17 protein-coding genes and 2 pseudogenes are annotated in these 20,959 nt (G+C 30.1%); 3 read left to right on the top strand and 16 right to left on the bottom strand.

The genetic code is table 11. The features are described from left to right. The first annotated feature begins 143 nt into the window (after positions 1–143). Positions 144–913: pseudogene (locus AB3K27_RS06885) on the top strand (IS5 family transposase). Position 914: 1 nt separating this feature from the next. Here the strand turns inward: AB3K27_RS06885 and AB3K27_RS06880 are convergent. The 5 genes from AB3K27_RS06880 to AB3K27_RS06860 form a co-directional block, all read right to left on the bottom strand. Further along, the gene (locus AB3K27_RS06880) at positions 915–1,316 is read right to left on the bottom strand and encodes a hypothetical protein (protein ID WP_368490492.1); all 402 of its coding nucleotides are present in this window, start codon (positions 1,314–1,316) and stop codon (positions 915–917) included. A 411-nt stretch (positions 1,317–1,727) separates the two neighbouring features. Beyond that, positions 1,728–2,180: an MBL fold metallo-hydrolase gene (locus tag AB3K27_RS06875; protein WP_368490491.1), complete on the bottom strand. Its 453-nt coding sequence runs from the start codon at positions 2,178–2,180 to the stop codon at positions 1,728–1,730. A gap of 161 nt (positions 2,181–2,341) precedes the next feature. Further along, positions 2,342–3,439, bottom strand: coding sequence for an amidase domain-containing protein (locus tag AB3K27_RS06870; RefSeq protein WP_368490490.1), 1,098 nt, complete (start codon positions 3,437–3,439; stop codon positions 2,342–2,344). Positions 3,440–3,558: 119 nt separating this feature from the next. Further along, positions 3,559–4,455, bottom strand: a complete 897-nt coding sequence (locus AB3K27_RS06865; RefSeq protein WP_368490489.1) for a M15 family metallopeptidase — start codon at positions 4,453–4,455, stop codon at positions 3,559–3,561. Positions 4,456–4,631: 176 nt separating this feature from the next. Continuing rightward, positions 4,632–5,024 carry a helix-turn-helix domain-containing protein gene (locus AB3K27_RS06860; protein WP_368490488.1) on the bottom strand — a complete coding sequence of 131 codons (393 nt, stop codon included), beginning with the start codon at positions 5,022–5,024 and terminating at the stop codon, positions 4,632–4,634. A 236-nt stretch (positions 5,025–5,260) separates the two neighbouring features. Here AB3K27_RS06860 and AB3K27_RS06855 point away from each other — a divergent pair, with 236 nt between their 5' ends. After that, positions 5,261–5,434, top strand: a complete 174-nt coding sequence (locus tag AB3K27_RS06855) for a hypothetical protein (protein WP_368490487.1) — start codon at positions 5,261–5,263, stop codon at positions 5,432–5,434. A 140-nt stretch (positions 5,435–5,574) separates the two neighbouring features. On the opposite strand, the gene carB is transcribed toward AB3K27_RS06855, so the two are convergent. The 11 genes and pseudogenes from carB to AB3K27_RS06800 all read right to left on the bottom strand — a co-directional run bounded on the left by carB (position 5,575) and on the right by AB3K27_RS06800 (position 19,725). Then, complete coding sequence (gene carB, locus AB3K27_RS06850) at positions 5,575–8,793, bottom strand: carbamoyl-phosphate synthase large subunit (RefSeq protein WP_368490486.1); 3,219 nt, start codon at positions 8,791–8,793, stop codon at positions 5,575–5,577. A gap of 21 nt (positions 8,794–8,814) precedes the next feature. Continuing rightward, on the bottom strand, positions 8,815–9,879 hold the full coding sequence (carA, locus tag AB3K27_RS06845; protein ID WP_368490485.1) for a glutamine-hydrolyzing carbamoyl-phosphate synthase small subunit: 1,065 nt from the start codon (positions 9,877–9,879) through the stop codon (positions 8,815–8,817). Between the two features lie 14 nt (positions 9,880–9,893). Then, on the bottom strand, positions 9,894–10,904 hold the full coding sequence (gene argF, locus AB3K27_RS06840) for an ornithine carbamoyltransferase (protein ID WP_368490484.1): 1,011 nt from the start codon (positions 10,902–10,904) through the stop codon (positions 9,894–9,896). Positions 10,905–10,920: 16 nt separating this feature from the next. After that, complete coding sequence (locus AB3K27_RS06835; RefSeq protein WP_368490483.1) at positions 10,921–11,721, bottom strand: ABC transporter substrate-binding protein; 801 nt, start codon at positions 11,719–11,721, stop codon at positions 10,921–10,923. Positions 11,722–12,176: 455 nt separating this feature from the next. Further along, complete coding sequence (locus AB3K27_RS06830; RefSeq protein ID WP_368490482.1) at positions 12,177–13,082, bottom strand: fumarylacetoacetate hydrolase family protein; 906 nt, start codon at positions 13,080–13,082, stop codon at positions 12,177–12,179. Next, complete coding sequence (gene recQ / locus AB3K27_RS06825) at positions 13,079–15,244, bottom strand: DNA helicase RecQ (protein ID WP_368490481.1); 2,166 nt, start codon at positions 15,242–15,244, stop codon at positions 13,079–13,081. Before recQ ends, AB3K27_RS06830 begins: the two co-directional genes overlap by 4 nt. A gap of 444 nt (positions 15,245–15,688) precedes the next feature. Then, entirely contained in the window at positions 15,689–16,276 is a 588-nt protein-coding gene (locus AB3K27_RS06820; protein WP_368490480.1) for a hypothetical protein, read from the bottom strand. Between the two features lie 151 nt (positions 16,277–16,427). After that, a pseudogene (locus AB3K27_RS06815) lies at positions 16,428–16,776 on the bottom strand (MFS transporter); the annotation flags it as partial. Positions 16,777–17,360: 584 nt separating this feature from the next. Next, positions 17,361–18,119, bottom strand: a complete 759-nt coding sequence (locus tag AB3K27_RS06810; RefSeq protein WP_368490479.1) for a hypothetical protein — start codon at positions 18,117–18,119, stop codon at positions 17,361–17,363. Then, entirely contained in the window at positions 18,112–18,594 is a 483-nt protein-coding gene (locus AB3K27_RS06805; protein ID WP_368490478.1) for an RNA polymerase sigma factor, read from the bottom strand. The genes AB3K27_RS06810 and AB3K27_RS06805 overlap by 8 nt, the downstream gene beginning before the upstream one ends. Before the next feature lie 261 nt (positions 18,595–18,855). Then, a complete protein-coding gene (locus AB3K27_RS06800; RefSeq protein ID WP_368490477.1) occupies positions 18,856–19,725 on the bottom strand; it encodes a LysR family transcriptional regulator in 870 nt (289 codons plus the stop codon). A 108-nt stretch (positions 19,726–19,833) separates the two neighbouring features. Between AB3K27_RS06800 and AB3K27_RS06795 the strand changes: the two genes are divergently transcribed. After that, positions 19,834–20,829, top strand: coding sequence for a YeiH family protein (locus tag AB3K27_RS06795; RefSeq protein WP_368490476.1), 996 nt, complete (start codon positions 19,834–19,836; stop codon positions 20,827–20,829). Positions 20,830–20,959: the final 130 nt, after the last annotated feature.

The raw sequence follows: 20,959 nt of genomic DNA, 5'->3' as shown, positions 1-20,959 counted from the left end.
TATAATATATCAATGTTATTGCAAGTAATATGGTAGTAAATAATATTTCAGTTGCTATTATACTAGGGTGTGTCTGAAAACTAAATATTGCGAAAGAACCGAGTTTTAGGTAAAATAAGATAAAAAACTTGGAGGGTGCAAATATGTCACAGAAGCGTTATGAAATATCAGATGAACAATGGGATCAAATAAAAAACTTAATTCCAATAGCAAAAACAGGACGACCTCCAAAAGACAACCGACTTATATTTAATGCCATACTATGGATTGCAAGAAGTGGTGCAGCATGGCGTGATTTACCAGAACGCTTCGGTTCATGGAAAACTGTATACAGTCGTTTTTGTAAGTGGCGTAACGATGGTACTTTATTAACAATTTTTAAAGAGTTAACCTCAGATGCAGATTATGAAAATTTAAGCATTGATTCAACATGTATAAAAGCCCACCAGCACAGTGCTGGTGCTAAAAAGGGGCTGTAAACAGCGAAACAAAACAGCATATTGGACTGAGTCGCGGCGGACATACAACAAAAATTCATGCAGTTGTTGATGGACTTGGCAATCCAATCCATTTTCAATTATCATCTGGCAATCTACACGACAGTACACAGGCCGTAGATGTTCTTTCCAACGTTGATATAGAAGGCAGCAATATCCTGGCAGATAAGGCATATGGCACAAATGAAATTAGAGAATATATTACTTCAAAGAAATCCTCATATACTATTCCACCAAAATCAAATGTAAGAGAACCATGGAATTGTGACTGGTGGCTGTACAAGGAACGTCATTTAGTTGAATGTTTCTTTAACAAAATCAAACATTTTAGAAGAATTGCAACTCGTTATGACAAGCTTGCTGATTCTTTCCTTGCTTTTGTTTATATTGCTGCTATTTTTATTTTATCTAAGTAATTTATTGTTGCATTGTTTTCAGACACACTCTAGTATAAAAAATATTATTAGGGAAGAAAACAAATACTGTATAAATAATTTTTCGTCTGATTTCGCTTAAATTTATTTTATTTAATATTTTATAAATTAACATATAATTTATAAGTATCAAAGTTATATTAAAAATTTTAGCCACAATTAAATTAATTCCAAAAATTGAATATATGAATCCTAGAATAACTGAATATCCAACACTTGTATATGTATCCCCCCATTCGCCACCCTTAGCAATTTGTTGTGCAAGTTTATTGTAGTAATCAAAATCAGAAAATGGTTGTGTATTAACTGTTATAATCCAAATAATACAAATTAATAGTCCTAATATTGTCATTATACTATAATAATTTTTTCTAAGAATATTCATTGGTATCACTCCTATAATTTAAATTATAATTATTTGAGTTTTGTATATGTTATATGTTTTAAAAGGAGATTCTAAAATTATTTTCTTAGATATGTATATTATACCATTTATTCTAAGACGTATCTAAAGAAGGTTATAAAATTGCGAAAAATATGGTCAAAGGGAACTTTTGCAACATTAAAATGAGAACATAATTTAAAAAACATATTAAAAAAGCATTCCCAGGGCTAGTGAAGAATGCCTTTTGTTTACAACTGCATTAAGTTTAAAAAGACTGGTTAGAGCATATAATATTGCCTATATAGTGTCAATCACTATAAATATATTTTATGCTTTATGGTAATTAGGTGAGTTTACTCAAAGAAATGAATATAGCGTAGTATATAATCATTTAAAATACATAATTTAAATTTATATAAACAAAGTACTGTCATTTACCATATATGAAATAGTCCCCGTTTTACGTCCCGGAAATATAATAGCTTTTATTTTTATATTTCCTATATTTAATACATCTCCATCCTTTACTCTTATATATTTTATTTTACTTCTCTTTTTTTTACTAAATTCCATATATTTTAATTTTTTATCGAATACTTCTGAGGGTATGTAAACATTTGAATTTTTAAATAATCTAATACCTCCTATATTATAGAAATAGGGATAAGTTATAAACACATTAGAAACAGATTCAGGCTTAATATCTATTTTGCTTAATTCCCTATTTATAACAAAGGGAACAAAACCCGAATTAAAACATATAGTAGTTTCATAATTAGAATAAATAAAAAAGTTAGAAACAAGTGTTCTCACTACATATACATTACCTGCTACCTTACGGGTTTTGCCTAATTTAAATACCATATGCTCTCTCCCCTATTTTATATTGTTTCTTATTCATGGTAAAATATTTTTTCTAATTGTATCATATCCCATTTCTATTAATTTATACACCAATATTGCCAGTTCAATATTATCAGTTCACAATTCACAGTTCACAATTTACTATTATAAATTTTAATTATTTAATAATTCACATGTACCAACCAAAATTTTATATTCTTATCACTCCATCCAAGATCCCAAGGCACTCTATTTCTATCTGTATTATGACAGCTTACCAGAGAATATCCTTTGCAGTCTGCACCTGTCACCACTGAAATATGGGTAATATCTCCTTTTTTTTCATATGCTATAAAATCTCCTGGAAGAAGTTTATAAGAAGCCTTATAAACTTTCTCATAACTGCCATGGGCAATAACTGAAGCTCTTCCACTGTATATCATATAATCTTTAAATCCATCTGCATTTAACCATGCACCAGTGGCTCCTGAGCTATCATAATTCCACGAACGATTTTTTTTGAATTTTCCTCCTTCATGTAATATTTGGGATGCAAAATTGGCACAATCTCCTCCCTGAGAATTATAATTTCTATATTTTTTATTATAGATATAACCGCATTTCTTTTCTGTAGCTATGCCGCAGTATTTATCTGCATATTCCACTGCAGATTTTCTTCTATCTCCTACATTTGAAAGTTCTCTTTCATTTTGAGACAATATATATTGTTTTATGGAATCAACTTTTAAATTATCTAGATTGAGAGAGTCTGCAAAAGGATCTTTATACCACTCCTTAGTTATTATCCATTTATTATCTTTTTTAGCCATATTTAATACATGGGAGGTTCCTATTCTACATCTATTTATAATTTCAGGGCAATTTTCATATACATATTTGTATTCTGTTGAACATATCAAATTTACAGAAAACTTGTCATCTTTTCTCCTAATTCTTTTTATTACTATATCAGGAGTAATATCTGTAAACCTTACCCCCTGCTTTTCTTCCCAATTTTCAAGATATTTTTTCTTGGTCTCTTCATGTTCATAAGCCCAGGTGCCATATTTTGTGTTTTTGTCATAGCTAACTTCTATTAATTTTAAATCTCCATTTAATATGGCCTTATTTCTATTTCGAAATATTTCCTGTATGGAATTTGATATTTCTTCTTTAATGAGAGTTTCCTCTTCCTGTGCTTTTATATAGGGCGATATGCAAAATATAAATAGAATTATTACAATAAACTGTATAAAATGTTTCTTTAGAAAAAATTTCATAGTTATACTCCTCATATAATTATAATTTAACAGTTATCAGAGTTCATATAATTTTACAATTATTATTCCCATTTAAAATAATAATCACTCTGTAAATTTCAGGTATTAAATATGTTGATTTATAGTTTTTCATCTATCTTTTTTATACAGTTTTTCACTACCTCATCTTCACAAGGTACATCTCCATACCATAACTTACTATTTTTATCCTCAGTATTAAAATATTTAGCTTTCAAAATTATTTCCGGTCTATATTCAAAATGCAAAATATCAAAATGACTCCACTTTCCTCCCCAAACAAAATTATTTTTTTCAAATATCTCCACAATTTCCTTAGGATATTCTTCTAATCTGCTATTTCCCTCTTCTTTAGGTACCCACTTCCAATAATCTCTTTTATCTCTAGCAAGATCTATAGCTATTCCAAATGCATGGGGACTTAATAAATTAGTTCCGGAAATACACCTATAATTAAATGTACCACTACCCGGAAAAAGACATCTTGAAATATCCGTTCTTTTTTGTGACAGTGGAATAAGTTCCTTCATAACATTTTCCAGGCATTTTGAAGCATCATTGTTTCCATTAAACTGAAAACTACCATATCCCAGGTTAACCCTTTTTAAATTAGATTCTACAGAGCTTTTATTGAATCCATATACTTCGTTTAATAGTGGATAAACTCTAAATCTCCCCGGATCCATATCCTTATCCATGACCTTATTTATGGATTCCTTTGGATAGAGTTGTTCCATCATATCCTGCAGATCTGTGTTATACAGTTTTTCTTCAAAACTCTTTTCTTTCTTATCATCATATAAAATTTTTTTACCTGATTTAGTAATTAAATATACATTTTTACTACTATCTTTTTCTATATCAATAATATAATCCTTATATGCCATCATAAGACATAAAATATCCTGCTTCATTGTAATGTCATAATTATTTGACAAGGCTTTTACAGGATTTGCCCATATACAGCTCAATATTATGATTAAAATTATTTTTTTCATAAAATATATCCTCCAATCTTTAAAATGTATAGATGTAAATTACATTATTCATTTATGTTGTACACTCTATACCTGGCTTATACATTGGAGTTATTACCATGTTTATATAAATATTGTAGCCAATGGTATAGAAATTTTAACATTTTATATGCAAATTTCTATACCATTGGCTATCTCTATCTAATATAAGGTAAAATAAGTTTCACCATACTTTCAATTAAATTTAACTCTTTGGGAGAGCATGTCTCCAGTAACTTATGTAACACACTGCTCTTTTTTTTATCGACTGCTGAATTATATTCTTTAAATTCCTCTTTTATGATATTTTCATTATTTTTACATTTATCCTTTCCATATATCAAATAATCTGTTGTTACGCAAAGTGAGTTGGCTATTTTAACCAAGGCTGTAAGACTCATCTGTCTTTCACCTCGCTCTAGTTGTCCAATATAAAGTGCGGAAAGATCTACAATTTCAGCAAATTTTTCTCTTGTTAAATCTAACTTTTCTCTATTTTCACGAATTCTAAACCCCATTTCCTGTTTATTAATTATATTTACTCTCTTCATTTGTCTTCACTCCTGTCTAACCTCTTAAGATAACTTTATACATAACCATTAATTAGATAAATAAGCTTACTGTAAACAAATATTATTTGCATTTAGCATATTTATTGTGTAAAATTAAGTATGTAATTACTCTGCAAACTTTAATTCTAAAATAAATACAATTTATATGTAAATAGAGAGAAGATTATCTGTTATTCAAAAATTTAAACTTAAACTATACATTTGGAGTGTTAAGTGTGTCAAAAGATGTGTCAAAAAAAGATATTTATAAACTAAGAAAAAGATTAAATTTATTAATTTGTGAAAGAGATCATTTGGAGCAAGAAATTTTAGAGGTAAATAATAAACTAGACAAAATTATAGGAGAGCTCATGCATGAAAATATAAAAAGTACTCTGGATACAGAATAACTTCTCCAAAATACAGTTTGTAGAATAAAATCAAAATAATAAAATCGTTGGTAAATTGTATATAAATTATCAACGATTTTATTATTTTTTGTTTATCCGTTATATAAAGGCTGCAATTTAAAATCCATACATTAAATATATCATATATTTATAATTTTCTTATTTAAACTGCCCTGTAGATATTCACTCATAGGTCTATATTCTATAGTTTCTCCCTTTTTATCTACCAATATAGCATCGGCATAAACACTGGCTGTATCTATGCAGGTAAATACCACCTTATCATGGGCCAGGGCAGTATGCCTTAATTTAAAACCATCTCTTGTACCATCATATCCTTGAGTAGGTATATTTATAACTATATCTATCTTGTCTTCTTTTACATAGGATATTGCATCCTCTATAGAAATCTTACTGCATTTTATACCATTTTGATTTAAAAATTTCCAGGTTCCAAAAGAGGCAATTATATTGAAATTCAAAGAACTATACTTTTTAATTACTTCTAAAGAACTGCATTTATCTCTATCATTTACACAAACATATAAATTACCTTTTTTGAGAATTTTAATTCCAGCTGCCTTAAAAGCTTTGTACATTGCCTTATCTTTATCAAAGTCAACCCCCAAAACCTCTCCGGTGGATTTCATTTCCGGTCCCAAAGCCACATCTACTCCAGGTAATTTTTTGCTAGAAAATACAGGCATTTTTACGGCAAAAATATTACTGTATTTATACATATCCTGTCTATAATTAAATTCCTTTATTTTTTTACCCAGCATAACTTCCACGGCTATTTCCACCATAGGAATATCAGTAACTTTACTTAAAATAGGTACAGTCCTTGATGCCCTTGGGTTTACCTCTATTACATATATCTTATCTCCATCAAAAGCGTATTGAACATTTAAAAGACCTTTAACATTTAACTCTCTAGCTATATTTACCGTATACTCCTCTATTTTTTGGCATACATTTTCAGGTAAATCGGAAGCAGGATATATAGCTATACTATCTCCTGAATGTACTCCCGTTCTTTCAACATGTTCCATTATTCCAGGAATTATCAAGTCATGTCCATCTGATATGGCATCTACCTCTATTTCCCTTCCAAGTATATATTTATCCACAAGTACAGGATGTTCTTTAGATAAATCTACAGCCTCTTTTAAATATCTCTCTAATTCCTCAGGGTTGTAAACTACTTTCATAGCCCTTCCACCTATTACATAAGATGGTCTTACAATAACTGGATACCCTATTTCAGAAACCAGTTTATAAGCTTCTTCCAAACTAGTTACAGACCCTCCTATAGGAGAATTTATATTGAGCCTTTTAAGGAGTATTCTAAATTTTTCCCTGTCCTCTGCCAGATCTATGGACTCAAAAGAGGTCCCAAGTAGATTCACTCCCCTGTCATTTAATTTTTTAGATAAATTCAGAGCAGTTTGTCCTCCAAATTGTACTATAACTCCATCTACTTTTTCTTCATTTATCACATTCATTACATCATCTATATAAAGAGGATCAAAATACAGTTTATCTGAAATATCAAAATCCGTACTGACAGTTTCAGGATTGTTATTTATTATAATAGCTTCATATCCTGCCTTTTTTATAGCCCACACACCATTAACACAGCAGTAGTCAAATTCTATGCCCTGTCCTATTCTAATGGGACCGGAGCCTATTACAAGTATTTTTCTATTATCTGAAATAACATTATCATTTTCAAGATCATAGCAGGAGTAATAATAAGAAGTCTTGGCTTCAAATTCACCGCTGCAGGTATCTACCATCTTATATACCACTCTTATGCCATTTACTTCTCTAAGTTGCTTTAAATCTTTCAGCTTCATTCCCATTAAACTACAGATGTATTCATCTGTAAATCCCATTAATTCAGCTTGATGAATAATATCTACATTTGGTACATTATTAACCAATTTATTTTCCATATCTATAATATTTTTTACTCCACCTATAAACCATTTGTCTATTTTGGTTATTTCATAAAGCTCATCTATACTTATTCCTTTTCTAAGAGCTTCTGCAAGAGCAAAAAGTCTCTCATCATCTTCTTTTTTTAACTTATCTATTATTTGAGATAAGTTCATATCTTCAAATTTATCCAGCTTTAACCCTACTATCTTTCCTTCAAGACTTATAACTGCCTTTAAAAGGGCACTTTCAAAGCTTCTGTCTATTGCCATAACTTCTCCAGTAGCCTTCATCTGAGTTTTGAGGGTTCTATTGGCAGTCTTGAATTTATCAAAAGGCCACTTAGGCATTTTAACTACACAATAATCCAGTGCTGGTTCAAAAAGAGCACTGGAATTTCCTGTAACATAGTTTTTTAACTCATCCAAAGTATATCCAAGAGCTATCTTGGCTGCTATTTTGGCTATAGGATATCCTGCGGCCTTTGAAGCCAGTGCACTGGATCTACTTACCCTTGGATTTACTTCTATAACCATATATTCATTGCTATTAGGATTCAGTGCAAATTGAATATTGCACCCTCCCTCTATTTTTAATTTTCTTATTATCTTTATAGAAGATCTTCTAAGCATCTGATATTCTCTGTCTGTAAGCGTCTGTGACGGTGCAACTACTATACTATCTCCTGTATGTATTCCCACAGGATCTAAATTTTCCATATTACAAACTACCATACAATTGTCTTTTTTATCTCTCATTATCTCATACTCAAGTTCTTTCCATCCAGCCAGACTTTGCTCTAACAATATTTGATTTATAGGGCTTTCTTCCAATCCATTTTTACATATTTCCATATATTCTTCATAATTGCTTGCAATACCTCCCCCAGTTCCCCCCAGGGTATAAGCTGGCCTTATTATAATAGGCAAATTGACCTTATCTAAAAAAGACTTGCACTGCTGTAAATCCGTAGCAATAGTACTTAAAGCTATAGGTTCTCCTATTTCTTCCATTAAATTTTTAAAACTTTCCCTGTCCTCGGCATTCTTTATTGATTCAGTTTTTATTCCAAGAAGTTCCACATTATACTTTTTTAATATACCAAGTTTACCAAGTTCCATAGCTAAATTAAGAGCTGTCTGCCCTCCAAATCCAGCCAGAACTCCATCTGGTCTTTCTCTTTTTATTATTGCCTCCAGTGATTCAACAGTCAAAGGTTCTACATAGGTCTTGTGTGCAATATTTTTATCTGTCATTATAGTAGCAGGATTGCTATTTACAAGTACTGTTTCTATCCCTTCTTTCTTTATAGCTTCACAAGCTTGTGTTCCTGAATAGTCAAATTCCGCTGCCTGACCTATTATTATAGGACCTGAACCTATTATTAAAACCTTCTTCAAGTTTTCTCTTAACGGCATTATATCACTTCTCCTTGTTATTTATACTAAAGTCATCAAACTTAAAAATTTATCAAACAAATAGCTTGTATCAGTAGGCCCTGGGGAACCTTCAGGATGAAACTGAACTGAAAATATAGGTAAGGTTTTATGTCTAAATCCTTCTACTGTATTATCATTTAAATTAATATGAGTTATTTTTATATTGTTTTCATCTAAACTATCCCTTTTAACAGCATAGCCGTGGTTTTGGGATGTTATAAAAGATTTATCTGTATCGCTGTCATACACACCATGGTTACCGCCCCTATGTCCAAATTTCATTTTATAAGTGTCTCCCCCAAGTGCAAGAGACAACAATTGATGTCCAAGACATATGCCAAATATAGGAACAGTATTTAGTAACTTTTTTATTACCTCCACAGTATCATATACATCTTTAGGATCCCCTGGTCCATTACTTAAAAGTATACCTTTGGGATTTATGCTCATTATGCTTTCATAAGAAGTGTTATATGGAAATATAGTTATATCACAATTTCTGCTCTTTAAATTTTCAATAATATTATTTTTTATGCCAAAATCTAAAACTGCTACTTTAGAGCCATTCCCTCTGATCTTCTTTATAGAAGGGATACTTACCTGTGCTACCAACTTTTTATCATCATAAAGATTTAACATATCCTTTAATTCATTTATAGATTCATTTTTATTACATATGACACATTTCATAGTTCCACTGGCTCTTATTTTTTTAGTTATACTTCTAGTATCTATGCCGCTGATACCTACAATATTATTTTCTTTTAAAAATCCTTCAAAACTATTTTCACTTAAATAATGAGAAGTGTCATTGTACATATTCTTTACTACTATACCTTTTACCTGTATTTTTTCAGATTGACTGGAACTATAGTTTATACCATAGTTACCAATGTAGGGATAGCACATAGTTATTACCTGCCCTGCATAGGAAGGGTCTGTAAGTATTTCCTGATATCCTGTCATTGAAGTATTAAAAACCAATTCTCCTACAGTTATTCCTATCTGTCCTATAGCCTTTCCCATAAATACAGTACCATCTTCTAAATATAATATGGAATTCATAATATTACCTCTTTCTAAATGTTTCCTGAACTTAATGTTGCTACCATAACTGCCTTTATAGTATGTAATCTATTTTCTGCTTCCTCAAATACTATGGAAATTTCTTCATTTTCAAATACATCTTCTGTAACTTCCAAAGCCTCATAGCCAAATTCTTTATATATTTGCTCTGAAACCTCAGTTTCTCTATTATGAAAAGCTGGAAGACAGTGCATAAACTTGACTTTTTTATTTTGGCAGGCTTCAATTAATTTCATATTTACCTGATAAGGCATTAAAGTTTCTATTCTTTTTTCCCAGAGGGATTTTTCCTCACCCATGGAAAGCCACACATCTGTATATATAATATCTGCCCCTTTTACACTTTCATATATATTTTCACTGATTAATATATATCCCCCATTTTCTTTGGCCATCTTTTCACATTCTTTTACCAGTTCACCCTCTGGAAAAAGTTCTTTAGGAGTTATTATTTTAAAATTCATTCCCATTTTTGCAGCGCCTATCATAAGAGCTTTTGCCATATTATTTCTTCCATCACCAATATAAACAAAATTTATATCTTTTAAAGATTTATCTATATTTTCCTGTATAGTTAAAAAATCTGCTAAAACCTGAGTGGGGTGATCTTCATCTGATAACCCATTCCAAAGAGGTATGCCTGAATACTTTGAAAATATCTCCATGTCCCTTTGGGAAAATCCTCTGTACTCTACCCCATGAAACATTCTTCCCATTACTCTGGCAGTATCTTTTATTGATTCTTTTTTACCTATGTGGCTCCCTGTAGAACCTATGTAAGTTACATTGGCACCTTCATCATAAGCACCAACTTCAAATGAACACCTGGTTCTCAAAGAATCCTTTTCAAATATTAATGCAATATTTTTTCCCTGTAGTCTTTTCTTCTCTTTTCCGCTGTATTTTTCCTCTTTTAATTTTTTTGAAAGTTTAAGCAGGTATTCTATTTCTTCTGGCATAAAGTCCTTTAAAGTTAAAAAACTTCTACCATATAAATTAGCCAAAATATCTCCTCCTAAGTTAATCTTTATAGGCATCAAATCCAAACCATTTTACAGAAAGCTTGGATAGAGTTCCATCCTTTTTCATATCGCCAATTATTTTATCTATTTCATTTTTAAGGGAATCATCTCCCTTTCTATAAGCTACACCCATAGGCTCCTTACTTAATATACCCTCTAACATTTTAAACTCACCTTTTTTCTTCTGGATATAATATCCGCCTACCTGTTGATCTATTATGGTAGCATCTACCCTGCCTATTGACATATCTTGAAATGCTTCAGTTATTTTGTCATATTTTTTTAATTCTTTAACCCCTTTTATATCATTTGCCACATTTTCTCCAGTAGTTCCCAGCTCACAGGCTATAACTTTTTCTTTTAAATCCTCTACTCCCTTTATATCTTCTCTTTCATTCTTAACTGTAATAACCTGACCACCTACTACATAAGGTGTAGAGAAATCAGTGGTCTTTTTCCTATCATCTGTTATACTTATGGAAGCAACCGCTGCATCAAATTTTTTAGAATTAAGGGCTAGTATAATTCCATTAAAATCCATAACCAAAAATTCTGCTTTTACTCTCAGTCTTTTGGCCACTTCATTTGAAAAATCCACGTCAAATCCTACCAGCTGACCATTGGAATCCCTAAACTCCATAGGAGGATATCCTTCTTCAGTTCCTATAACAATTTTTCCTGATTTCTTTATACTCTCCAATAGATTAGAACTTGTATCTTTTTTAGTGCTGCTTCCACAGCCGGTAAATAATATTGCACTAAATATAACAGTAATTATGATTGCAGTTATTTTTTTCATTATCAATCCCCCTAATTTAAATAATTCCAGTTTACCATTCTTTAAAAAGTTTTCACATATAACTAAACTTACCTCAAACTTTTAAGCTTTAATTGCTTAATATACCTTATAATTATACATATATACTAATAATAATTCAATACAATTTTAAAATTTTTTATTTCTATTTAGTTTTCTTATCCAAAGACTGCAGTCAGTCAACACTTCCAACTTCTCCAAAGTGCTGGGGTTGAGCATTACCACACCTCTTTATAAGTTCCTCCAAGGGTTATATGTGAAAAATCATTCCCTATGAGCAAACTCCACTTGAGATTCTAAATCATTTGATAATATACGCTGTTTTTTATGCATATACATTCATTCAATTTGAATTATACTATATAAAAATATATTCACCTTTATAATATATAAATACTTAAATACTTTTGATTCTTGAATATTTATCCCAATATAAATTAGCTAGAAACATTTATTACATCATTTACTAATTTACCTATTTTTTCTATATAACATTCTATACTATCTCCTTGTTTTAACATCTTGATAGGATTAAAACCCATTCCTACACCACTGGGTGTACCCGTTGCTATAATATCTCCTGCCTTTAAAGTCAATCCTTTAGACAAGTCACTTATTATATAGGGTATATCAAAAATTAAATTTTTAGTATTTGAACTTTGCCTTATCTCTCCGTTTACCCAACACTTTATATCTAAATTCACAGGAGATGGTATTTCATTTTTATGTACTATACAAGGACCCATAGGACAAAAAGTATCAAGACTTTTTCCTTTAAACCATTGAATATGACTTCCTTGAAGATCTCTTGCTGATATATCATTTATTATGGTGTAACCAAATATGTAATTTTCTGCTTCCTCTATTTTTATGTTTTTCCCATTCTTGTCAATTATCACTCCAAGTTCAACCTCATAGTCTACCTGATTGGTAACTTCACTGGAAAATTCTATGGAATCTCTATTTCCTATGGCAGGTGATGCAACTTTAGTAAAATATATTGGCACCTTTGGTATATCATTATCTGTTATTTTAGTTAATTTTATTTCTCTTGCATGCTCTGCATAGTTTTTTCCAAGACAAAATACATTTCTCTCAGGATAAGGTATAGGTGCCTTTAATTTAATTGCCTCTACAGATACAGTTTGTAAAGATTTATTTTTTAAAAATTCTTCTATCTTATTTAATTTATTCTCATCTAAATATTTTATAAGCTCCACCATAGTTTGGGGTGGATTTTTTTCTCCAATTTCACAAAATATATTTTTAAAATCTAAAATACTATTATCCTCTAAAATTCCTATGCTTTCTTTATCTTTATAATTATAAGTTACAAATTTCATTTTACCACCTCTTTTAAAATATAATTTTTTACTATAACAGCTCTTATTTTATCATAACTTATGCTATCTGAAAGAAGTTCTTTTATAGGCCTCAATTTAGACATGCCAGCTTTATCTATGGCCTTTAAAACTTCTCTTTCTTCCGATTCTGTAAATAATTCTTGAAAATTTATATCTATATCCTTGATATCGATATCTCCTTCTTCAAAATATTTTGTAATATGAGTAAGTATTGTAGATAGGGTAAGCTGTCTTTTTTTCGCAATTTCTTTTATGCTCATATTGTCTCTAAGCATATTAATTGTTATATGATGGGTTTTGGGTTTGTCATTTTTTCTTTCATTTTTACTGGTAACACCAGTTTTAAATGACCAGTTGGGCTGAATTTTATTTTCCTCTATATATTTTTTTATAACATTTAAAAATCTTTCACCATATTTTTTTAATTTTAAATCCCCCACTCCTGATATATCAAGTATTTGATCTGAATCTACCGGATACCTTATACTTAGTTCTTTTAAAGTTGCATCTGAAAATACCATATAGGGTGGAATAGATTCTTCCAAAGCTATTTCTCTTCTTAAATTCCTAAGTATTTCAAATAAATCATTATGGGCAGTGATCTTATTTGCTTTAACTGATTCTTTTAAGATTACTTTTTCTTCACCTTTTAAAACTTTTATGGACTGGGCATTTAACGCCACAGTGGGATATTCTCCTTCTTTTAAGGTTATATACTTATGAGCTATAATGGTATTTATAAAATTTGATAATGCTTCTTTTGAATAATTTTTCATTATGCCATAAGTGGATAGTTTATTAAATCCATAGTGAAGTACTTTTTTTTGAGAAGACCCCCTTAAAACATCCACTATCATATTTACTCCAAATTCTCTTTTCATCCTGTATACACAGGAGATAACCTTTTGTGCATCTATGGTTTTATCTACATATTCCCCGGAATTTATACAATTACTACAATTATCACACTGATTATAATTTACCTCCTCTCCGAAATAATTTAATATGAATTTTCTAAGACAACCATTATAATGCACAAAATCTATCATATGCTGAAGCTTTTTATATTCATTTATTCTTCTTTCTGGAGATTGTATACTTGTTTCTATTAAATATTTCTGAGTAATTACATCCTGTGGAGAAAACATTAATATACACTCACTGGCTTCTCCGTCACGGCCTGCTCTGCCTATTTCCTGATAATAACTTTCTATATTTCCCGGCATATTATAGTGAATTACATATCTTACATTTGATTTGTCAATACCCATTCCAAAAGCATTGGTAGCCACTATTATATTTACCTTGTCATACACAAAATCCTCCTGATTTATTTTTCTGTCTCTGTCTGGTAATCCTGCATGATATCTTGTAACAGATAAGTCATTTGCCTTAAGTTTTTCATATATATTATCCACTTCTTTTCTGGTGGATGCATATATTATTCCAGACTGTGTTTCATTTGTTTTAACATAATTTGATAAATATTGAAATTTATTTCCCGTTTTAAGACATGATATCTTTAAATTTTCTCTGTCAAATCCTGATATAAAAACAGCCTCTTCTTTCAATTTTATCTGGTTTACAATATCTTCTCTCACTTCTTCAGTAGCCGTGGCAGTAAATGCCGTAACCACCGGTCTTTTAGAAAAACTCTCTATGAATTTACATATATGTATATAGCTTATTCTAAAATCATGTCCCCACTGGGATACACAATGCGCTTCATCTACCGCCACCTGTGAAACTTCTATGGTTTTCATAAGCTGATAAAATTCTGGAGACTCCAATCTCTCCGGTGCTACATATAATATTTTTACTTTTCCATTCCTTAAATCTGAAAATATACTTAAAATTTCTTGCTGAGAAATAGAACTATTTATATAAGATGCGTTTATGCCTAATCCAATTATACTATCTACCTGATCTTTCATGAGAGAAATTAAAGGAGATATGACAACAGTTATGCCTTTAAAAAGCACTGCAGGTATTTGATAACATATAGATTTTCCTCCTCCTGTAGGCATAATTGCCAAGGTATCTCTTCCACTTAATATACTTTCAATCACTTCTCTCTGATGCTTTTTAAAAGTTTCATAACCATAATATTTATGTAAAACCTCTTCAGCATTGCCAATCACTATTACTCACCTCTATATTAAAATTTATTTTATATATTATAGCATATATGGACTCTCATGCGTTTTAAATTTGTAGTATGCTTTTAAACGCAATAATACTTTATTCAATATCGAATGATTCTTAAGGTTCAGATGGAGTTTGCTCATAAGAAATGCAACATCTTCATCTGAATCTTATTAACAGTATTCTTAGTGTCTTTAGCACTTGGAATACGTTATCCTTTAGGGGAAGAACTTATCCATGCACATAAAAGTGCTTATTCCCCACTTTGAAAAAGATGGGGGTGTCAAAGATAGCCGCTGTTTGGATAAAATAAAAGACCTAACAATTTAAAAGTTAAGCCTTTATTATTACTTCTTTAATTTCTTCACTACAGTTCTTAAGATATTCTGCGGTTATATATGTAGAAACCGATATTATACTACATTGAAGCACTATAAAAATCACATTCTTTTCATGACCTCTGTAACAATACCAGTTCCAGTAAAGTCATTTCTTAAAAGTTCAAGATACATTCTGTTTCCGAACATACCTCCAGTCATGTTACTTATTGATTTCATCAGCCTTAGTAATATAAGTTTTTGTGATTCTACAGATAGTTTAGTTCTTTTAGCAACATTATTAAATTCATTAAATATTTCAGTTTCAATTTCATTAAAAGTATAAATATTAACTTTTCCATCTAAACAATAAAACATTTTCACAAAGCACTCAAAAATAAACTCATCAGTAGTATTTATATTATTATAATATTTTCTAAATATAAATTGTTCAAAGGGCATCACTAATTTTAACATTCTTTCATCTTGATATATATCCTCTTCTTCCTTGTTGAAGGATTCTCTTACTAATTTCATTATGTGTTTTTTATTTTCTCTAATTTGACTTTCAATAAAATATTTGCAATCATCTATACATTTTATTTCTGATCCTTTTTTACTTCCACAGCATGTTGAACAAATAACTTCATTTAGTGATGGACATTTTCTGGTAAATTTTATCTTTTTATTACAGAGCATACATTTTGCCACTTTATTAAAACCTTGCCTTTCTTTAAAATATGAAATTTTTTTATTAGATAATCTAAATTAATCACTTTAATTAACTATTATAACAAAATATATCCCATATTATTAATTATTTCTTTAACTTATTTCATTCTCAACAGTACCTTGCAACTTTCTATCCCTTATCAGGTACTTTAATTAATATTATTCCTCCAATAATAAATAAAAGTATTATACTAAAAACTCCATAATTGCTCCTTCCTGTAATTTGGGTTACTATTCCTACTAAAAACGGCCCCATTATAGCTGCGAATCTTCCGAATATATTATAAAATCCAAAGAATTCATTAGCACTTTCCTTTGGCACCAGCTTTCCAAAATATGATCTGCTTAGTGCCTGTATCCCTCCCTGGGATGAACCTACAAGCGGCAAGAATCCAAAAATCCAGGGTACTGTGTATAAAACAAGCATATACACAAATAAAAATGTAGATAATAACCCCAACATAAAGCATTGTCTTTCCTTAAATATATTGCTTCCAGAATACCCTATTGAGTTCAGTATATAAAATAACAACAGAAGGTTCCAATGTGTAGTTGGTACTGCAGCAAGTAAACCTGTAAAAGCTATTCCAACAGCAAAAAATATATTGAAAAATTTCACTTTGTATCCTTTTTGTACTACATATTTTTTACTGAACTCACCCGGAAGCATATTATTTTTTCATTAAAATATATTTTACTTATAGTATACATATTTTATAATCTCACTTTCAATGTTAACTTATCGAATTTTGGGGTTATAAATTAATGGTATAAAGAAACTATATACCTCTCGTCAGCCTAACATAAAAAGAAAGCTAACAGAAAACAGCAGAGGAATTCTTCTTACAGCTAAAAATAAAAAAATTTATACATATCAAATAATTATGATTTTTGGTACGTATAAATTTTAAAATTATAAATCTCTAATTTATTTAGATTACTTTCCATTACATTAATAAACTTCACTCTGTATTATCTTTCATACTAAGAAGAGTAAGTAAATTTCTACAAATTTCACGCTGTTTTTTATTTTTAAAACTCTAGTTCCATGTGTAAAGCGTTTTTACTTGGTATCAATAACCTGATGTGCCATTTTAACCAATTCATCTTTTGATATATTAGAATCAATTGCTAAGAAAGAATAGTTAATTCCATCTTGCATCCAATTTAAACATTGAATTTGAGAGATTTCTACCTTATCAGATCCATAGCTAAATACATATTTACCAGAGGATTGATCCTGTTTATCCTGTTCTGTCAATTTATAATCTGCTGGCACAAGCTTATTAGCATACGAATTATAATATAAATCTATACCGCTATAAGTAGTAATAACAGTCTCTTTCTTTGATCTTTCACCTAACCTTCCATTTTCCATATAAAGTTTTAACTTATCATTGCCTTTTGTATAGGTAAAATCAAGTGATTTTGTTTTTGCTACAGAATTACCTTTCTCATCAGTTCCTTCATTATTTACAATACATCCATTTGCAAAAGTGTATCCATTGTCAAATTCCTTAACTAATTTAGGAGTAAATTTAAAATCATTCTTCACTTGTTCCACTGTAGGTATAGTGGTATACGTTGGTATATTACTCGAATGTAAAGTTATAAAACATATTTTTCCTGCAGCAAATACCGTTGTTCCTAGTACCATAGCAGCTACTAGTGCAATAATAATTTTTTTCTTAATTGATATTTTTCTATTTTCCATTTCAGCATTCTCCTTTTGATTCGGTAAGCTGTTTAATGTCGCACTTACCTTATTTTTAAAACTTTTAGGTGTATCCGGAAACGCATTATTCCAATTATAATTATTCATAATTTGCCTCCATATGCTCTAACTTTATTTTTAATAATTTTCGTCCTTTTGCTAATCTACTTTTTACAGTTCCTGCGGGTATTTTTAAAATCTGTTTAACTTCTTCTACTGAATATCCCTCTACATAATAAAGGACAATTGTAATACGAATGCGCTCTGGTAAATTTTTAATAGCCAAATATAATTCACTATAATCCTTTTTATCATACTCCCTGGCATACTCAAAGTATTCTTCATAAGATACCTGTGAATATTTTTTACGTTTTAAACTATAACATTCATTTATGAGTATTCTAATCAACCATGTTTTAAAATATTGCTCTTTCTTTAGTGTACCTAATTTATTATAGGCTTTTAAAATTGTCTCCTGAACGGCATCCTCACAATCTTGATCATAAGTCAAAATTGATTTAGATACATGATATAAAGTGGACCGAGCCTCAAGAACGTTATCTATAAATGTATCTTTATTCAATTGACTTTCCTACCTTTCTTTGCAAACTGTAGTACTACTTTTTTGCCTTACACTAATTAGATAGATATATTTGCTAAATGGTTCATTTAATTTTTGCTTAAAATTAAATTTTTTATTTCTTTAAAAATGCCAACACTCCAAGAACTATACAGTGAATGTGACATAAAGGGGTTCAATCTAATAGGTGTTGTATCTGATATTAAATATAATTTTTCTTTTTATATAGCAGGTGAATAACTGGGTATATTATAAAGTAACTTCCTACTGCCTTATAAAATCTACAAAGTGTTTCATTATTTCTGTTAAATATTTATTTTTATGATATATAATTTTAAATTGTCTTTTAAATTTAATTCCTTTAACAGGTATTTCACAAAGTGTTCCAAGGACTAATTCATTTATTACTGAACATCTTGAAATGACTGATACTCCCAACCCTTCTGCAACTGCAATTTTTATAGTATCTGTATTATTACATGTCCATGAAATTTGCCATTTTAGATGATTTTCCCTCATCTCGTCTTCAAATGTCCTGCGAGTTCCACTTCCCCTTTCACGAATAATAAATTTTTCCTTTTCAAGTTCATAGGGCTCAACACAATCAAGTTTTGCAAATCTATGATTATTTCCGCATATAAGTACCAATTCATCCTCCATAAATGGCCTGTTTATAATATCTGTATGGGTTGTTTCTCCCTCTACAAGAGCTATGTCAATTTCATCCTGAAGAAGCATTTTTTCAATTTTTTCAGTATTTTCCTCATGTACTTTTATATCAGTTTCAGAATTTACTTTTTGAAACTGTGAAATAAGTTTAGGTAATACATAAGCCCCAATAGTAACACTTGCACCAATACGGATAGAACCATTTTCACTTAAAGTTTTCATATCATTTTCCAATTCCATATTCAATTTAATAATGTATCTGGCATAACTTAATAATTTTTCTCCTGCCTGAGTTATATAAAGCTTTCTTGACAACCGTTCAAAAAGTCGCACACCATAGTGGCCTTCAAGTTCGGAAATTACCTGGCTAACTGCTGACTGGGATATGAAAAGCTGCTCTGCCGCTTTAGTCATATTCATTTTGTCACACACAGCAACAAATATATTAAAATGTCTTAAAGTCATAACATTCTCCTTATATATTAGAATTTACTTATTATAATTATAATATAATAATATTTTACTTACATAATATCAAGGTATATCATAAAAGGCAGACAGGAGGAAGATATTGTGGAAAAAATAATTGACAAATCATATGGTATTATATTTGCATTGATTATAGCAATTCCTGCATGGCTCATTGGAAGTATCTTTCCAATCATAGGCAGCCCTGTACTTGGAATTTTATTTGGAATGATTTTAGCATTTTGGAAAAGGCCAAACTATCTTGATGAAGGTATAATATATACTTCAAAAAAATTGCTTCAATATTCTATTATTCTTATGGGATTTAGCATGAATTTTTTCAATGTTTTTAAAGTGGAAAAACAAACAGTTGTTTTAATGATTTTTACCCTCTCGGCATCACTTATTACCGCCTATATTATAGGCAAGTTATTAAAAATAAATGATAAGACAGCAACACTAATAGGTGTTGGTTCTTCTATATGTGGTGGTTCTGCTATTGCAGCAACAGCTCCAGTGATAAATGCAAATGAGCAGGAAGTTGCCCATTCTATATCAACTATATTTCTTTTTAATGCTATTGCTGCTTTTTTATTTCCTCTAATTGGACATCTATTCAATATGAGCAATGAATGCTTTGGCCTGTGGAGTGGCACTGCAGTTAATGATACTTCATCTGTAGTAGCTGCTGGCTATTCCTACAGTAATACAGCTGGCAATCTGGCGGTTATAGTAAAACTTACAAGAACCCTGGCAATTGTTCCTATTACTCTGCTTTTGGCTATTTATACCTCCAAAAAAGAAACTAAAAACAAAAAAGTATCTTATAGTATGATTAAAATATTTCCCTGGTTTGTACTGGGCTTTATAGCTGCATCAGTAATCAATACATTTGTGCCATTTCCAATTGAAGTTACCAAATTTTTATCACAAATTGGGAAGTTCATCATTGTAATGGCAATGGTATCTGTAGGACTAAATACTAACATCAGAGAGCTTGTCCAAAATGCTGTAAAGCCAATTTTTTTAGGTTTTATATGTTGGATAGTTTTGTCACTTACCTCACTTGGAGTTCAACATTTTATAATGTCAATTTTTTAAAAATAATAAGATTCAGATGGGGAAAATAAATCGTTCCTCTATAGCAAACCCCACCTGAATCCCAAAATCACTTGTAATAATCTACAAATGTATATTTGTGAACTAAATTTTAATACTGTTGTAATCTAGA

This window comes from Clostridium sp. BJN0013, from assembly GCF_040939125.1.
Taxonomy (GTDB): domain Bacteria; phylum Bacillota; class Clostridia; order Clostridiales; family Clostridiaceae; genus Clostridium_B.
The sequence above is the reverse complement of the archived record's forward strand: the minus strand, read 5'-3'. Positions and strand labels throughout refer to the sequence as shown.

Excerpts from the sequence above, each read along its gene's own strand:
- AB3K27_RS06880 (WP_368490492.1), bottom strand. The coding sequence starts at position 1,316 with ATGAATATTCTTAGAAAAAATTATTATAGTATAATGACAATATTAGGA.
- AB3K27_RS06875 (WP_368490491.1), bottom strand. The coding sequence starts at position 2,180 with ATGGTATTTAAATTAGGCAAAACCCGTAAGGTAGCAGGTAATGTATAT.
- AB3K27_RS06870 (WP_368490490.1), bottom strand. The coding sequence starts at position 3,439 with ATGAAATTTTTTCTAAAGAAACATTTTATACAGTTTATTGTAATAATT.
- AB3K27_RS06865 (WP_368490489.1), bottom strand. The coding sequence starts at position 4,455 with ATGAAAAAAATAATTTTAATCATAATATTGAGCTGTATATGGGCAAAT.
- AB3K27_RS06860 (WP_368490488.1), bottom strand. The coding sequence starts at position 5,024 with ATGAAGAGAGTAAATATAATTAATAAACAGGAAATGGGGTTTAGAATT.
- carB (WP_368490486.1), bottom strand. The coding sequence starts at position 8,793 with ATGCCGTTAAGAGAAAACTTGAAGAAGGTTTTAATAATAGGTTCAGGT.
- carA (WP_368490485.1), bottom strand. The coding sequence starts at position 9,879 with ATGAATTCCATATTATATTTAGAAGATGGTACTGTATTTATGGGAAAG.
- AB3K27_RS06835 (WP_368490483.1), bottom strand. The coding sequence starts at position 11,721 with ATGAAAAAAATAACTGCAATCATAATTACTGTTATATTTAGTGCAATA.
- AB3K27_RS06830 (WP_368490482.1), bottom strand. The coding sequence starts at position 13,082 with ATGAAATTTGTAACTTATAATTATAAAGATAAAGAAAGCATAGGAATT.
- AB3K27_RS06810 (WP_368490479.1), bottom strand. The coding sequence starts at position 18,119 with ATGAATAATTATAATTGGAATAATGCGTTTCCGGATACACCTAAAAGT.
- AB3K27_RS06800 (WP_368490477.1), bottom strand. The coding sequence starts at position 19,725 with ATGACTTTAAGACATTTTAATATATTTGTTGCTGTGTGTGACAAAATG.